The organism is Methylobacterium sp. CCH5-D2 (assembly GCF_001556475.1).
Classification (GTDB): domain Bacteria; phylum Pseudomonadota; class Alphaproteobacteria; order Rhizobiales; family Beijerinckiaceae; genus Methylobacterium; species Methylobacterium hispanicum.
In genome coordinates this window covers 1-3,215 of the sequence record NZ_LSIX01001043.1, presented here as the reverse complement: position 1 = coordinate 3,215, position 3,215 = coordinate 1, and the positions used below count along the sequence as shown (strand labels likewise).

5 protein-coding genes are annotated in these 3,215 nt (G+C 72.1%); all 5 read right to left on the bottom strand.

From position 1 onward, the window contains the following. Nucleotides 1-402: GTPase (locus AX737_RS28425; RefSeq protein WP_245293517.1), on the bottom strand; the 402-nt coding region annotated here is incomplete at its 3' end. Next, nucleotides 395-1,153 (bottom strand): ribonuclease III, encoded by a 759-nt coding sequence (rnc, locus tag AX737_RS28420; RefSeq protein ID WP_066927211.1) that lies wholly within the window; start codon nt 1,151-1,153, stop codon nt 395-397. The genes AX737_RS28425 and rnc, both read right to left, overlap by 8 nt. Before the next feature lie 10 nt (nt 1,154-1,163). After that, nucleotides 1,164-1,964, bottom strand: a complete 801-nt coding sequence (lepB, locus tag AX737_RS28415) for a signal peptidase I (RefSeq protein WP_066927212.1) — start codon at nt 1,962-1,964, stop codon at nt 1,164-1,166. 187 nt (nt 1,965-2,151) lie between these two features. After that, nucleotides 2,152-2,559: a holo-ACP synthase gene (acpS, locus tag AX737_RS28410; protein WP_066927210.1), complete on the bottom strand. Its 408-nt coding sequence runs from the start codon at nt 2,557-2,559 to the stop codon at nt 2,152-2,154. Further along, nucleotides 2,556-3,215, bottom strand: a 660-nt coding sequence (locus tag AX737_RS28405) for a pyridoxine 5'-phosphate synthase (RefSeq protein ID WP_066927209.1), incomplete at its 5' end; no start/stop codon positions are given. The genes AX737_RS28405 and acpS, both read right to left, overlap by 4 nt.

Genomic DNA, 3,215 nt, shown 5'->3' with positions numbered 1-3,215 from the left:
CACCGCCTCGACCTCCTCCTCGACCCCCTTGCGGGCATCGACCAGCAGGCAGACCGCGTCGGCGTCCGCCGCCCCGCTCCAGGCGGAGTGCACCATGGCGCGGTCGAGCCGGCGCTTCGGCGCGAAGATGCCGGGTGTGTCGACCAGCACGATCTGCGCCGTGCCCTCGATCACGATGCCGCGCACCAGCGCCCGCGTCGTCTGCACCTTGCGCGAGACGATCGAGACCTTGGTGCCGACGAGGCTGTTGAGCAGCGTCGACTTGCCGGCGTTCGGCACGCCGATCAGCGCGACGAAGCCCGCGCGCGCGCCCTCCGGCGTGCCCGGCAAGGGGGTCGGCAAGGGGCTCGCCGCCTGGATCCCGGTGTCCTGGATCTCGGTGTCGGGTGTCTCGTCAGCCATCGTTCGGTTCCGTCGGAGCGGCGTCCGCGATGCCCTCCCGTTCCATCAACGCGCGGGCGGCCTCCTGTTCGGCGACCCGCTTGGAGGGACCGAGGCCGATGCCCGGCTCCAGCCCCTCGACCTGCACGGCGATGTGGTAGCGGGGCGCGTGGTCCGGCCCCGAGCGCTCGACCACCGCGTAGGTCGGCAGCGGCAGGGAGCGGGCCATCGCCCATTCCTGCAGGGCGGACTTCGCGTCGCGCCCGCGCGGAGCACCGGTCAGCTCGGCCGGCCGGAAGGCCGCCTCCACGATCTCGCGCGCCTTCGGGTAGCCCGCGTCGAGATAGACGGCGCCCAGGATCGCCTCGCAGACGTCGGCGAGGATCGTCTGGTTGCGCCGCGCGCCGCCGCTGACCTCGCCCTGGCCGAGGGCGAGGTGCGGCCCGACCTCCCAGGCGTTCGACACCGCCGCGCAGGTCTCCCGGCGCACGAGGCCGGCGAGGCGGCGCGACAGCTCGCCCTCGTCGGCGTCGGGCAGCGCGGCGTAGAGGAGGTCGGCCACCGCCAGCCCGAGCACCCGGTCGCCGAGGAATTCGAGGCGCTGGTAGCTGCCTCCGCGCCCGCCCGCCTTGCTGACGTGGGTCAGCGCCCGCTCCAGCAGGGCGCGGTCGGCGAAGCTGTGGCCGATGCGGGCCTCCAGCAGGCCCAGCGGGGGCTTCGGGCGGCGCCCGCGCCGCGCGGCGGCGGAGGGACGCGCGGCGTCGTCGGTCACGGGCGGTCCGTCAGTTGATGGTGCTGAACAGACGGTTCCAGCGCGTCTTGGTCGGCCAGTTCCAGATCTGCCAGGCGGGCGTGCCCTCGTCGATCGAGAAGAAGATCATCTCGGCGCGGCCGACGAAGTTCTCGAACGGCACGTAGCCGACGTTGGCGAGGTCGCGCGAATCGGTCGAGTTGTCGCGGTTGTCGCCCATCATGAAGTAGTGGCCCGCCGGCACCGTGTAGACCTCGGTCTTGTCCCAGAAGCCGTTGTCGCCGTTGATCTCGATCACCCGGTGGGTGACGCCGCCGGGCAGGGTCTCGTTGTACTGGGGCACCTTGGTGACCTGCCCGTAGGCGTCCAGCGTCTCGTAGTCGGCGATGCGCTCGCGCTTGACAGGCTTGCCGTTGATGTTGAGCACGCCCTCGATCACCTGGATCTTGTCGCCGGGCAGGCCGATGACGCGCTTGATGTAGTCGGTCGCGTTGTCCTTCGGCAGCTTGAACACAGCGATGTCGCCGCGCTTGGGCTCGGCGCCCCAGATCCGGCCGTTCGCCTTGCCGGGAATGTACTCGCTGAGCGGCAGGGAGTACTTCGAGTAGCCGTAGGAGTACTTCGAGACGAAGAGATAGTCGCCCACCAGCAGCGTCGGAACCAGCGACGACGAGGGGATGTTGAACGGCTGGAACAGAAGCGTGCGCACGACGAGCGCGATCAGCAGCGCCTGGATGCCGACCTTCAGGGTCTCGCGGGTGCTGGCCCAGAGGCCGGTGTCGCCGCCGCCGGCCTGGTGCTCTCGGTCGTGATCCACGCGCGCGTGTTCCATAAGCTCGATCCCGTCGCGGGCCATTCCCGATGGGACGCCCGGCCGCGTGCGGCCGGTTCGGGCCAGCCCTGCCGGAGCCTGATGCCCTCGGGATTAAGCCGCGATCGTGTCCGCAGAATGCGGCGGTCTAGACCAAGCGCCGCCGCCCCGCAACGCGGGCCCCCGCGCCAAGGTGCCCGGAAGACGCTCAGGATGTGCCGGAGGGCACCGCCTCGACGATCACGAAGGCTTGCGCGAGCGGGGGGTCGTCCGTGAGCGTGACGTGGATCCGGGCCTCGTGGCCGGCCGGCATCATGGCGCGGAGCCGCGCCTCGGCGCCCCCAGTGAGGCGCAGCGTCGGCGCGCCGGTGGCCAGGTTCACCACCTCCATGTCGCGCCAGAACACGCCGTGGCTGAGGCCGGTGCCGAGCGCCTTGGCGCAGGCCTCCTTGGCGGCGAAGCGGCGCGCGTAGGAGGGCGCGCGGGCAGCGCGCCGGTCGCATTTGGCCCGCTCGCCCTCCGTGAAGATCCGGTGGGTGAAGCGCTCGCCGAAGCGCTCCAGCGAGCGCTCGATGCGGCGGATGTCGCAGAGGTCGGAGCCGATGCCGATGATCATGCGCGCGCGCCGTCCTCACGGGCCCTTTCCTCGCGGGCCCTGTCCATCGCGGCCCGCATGTCCCGCACGGCCCGGGGCAAGCCGACGAAGATCGCCTCGGCGATCAGCGCGTGGCCGATATTGAGCTCGCGGATCTGGGGAAGTGCCGCCACCGGGCCGACGCTCGCGAGCGTCAGGCCGTGGCCGGCATGGATCTCCAGGCCGAGCCCCGCCCCGTGCGCCGCCGCGCGCGTGATGCGTGCGAGTTCGTGCGCGACCCGCGCCGCGTCGCCCGCCACAGCCGCCTCGCAGTAGCTGCCGGTATGGAGTTCCACCACGGGCGCGCCGAGGGCGAAGGCCGCCTCCATCACCGCCGGCTCCGGCTCGACGAAGAGCGAGACCCGGATGCCGGCTTCCGCCAGTCGGCGGATGCGGGGCGCCAAGTGTTCGCGCCCGCCGACGATGTCGAGGCCCCCCTCGGTGGTGCGCTCCTCGCGCTTCTCGGGCACGAGGCAGGCGGCGTGGGGCCGAAGCTCCACGGCGAGCCCCACCATCTCGTCGGTTGCCGCCATCTCGAAGTTGAGCGGCACGGTGAGCTGGGCCCTCAGCGCCCGCATGTCGGCGTCGCGGATGTGACGGCGGTCCTCGCGGAGGTGCGCGGTGATGCCGTCCGCGCC

What these genes read in the sequence shown, in the direction of transcription:
- lepB (WP_066927212.1), bottom strand. Translation starts at nt 1,964, where the DNA reads ATGGAACACGCGCGCGTGGATCACGACCGAGAGCACCAGGCCGGCGGC.
- acpS (WP_066927210.1), bottom strand. Translation starts at nt 2,559, where the DNA reads ATGATCATCGGCATCGGCTCCGACCTCTGCGACATCCGCCGCATCGAG.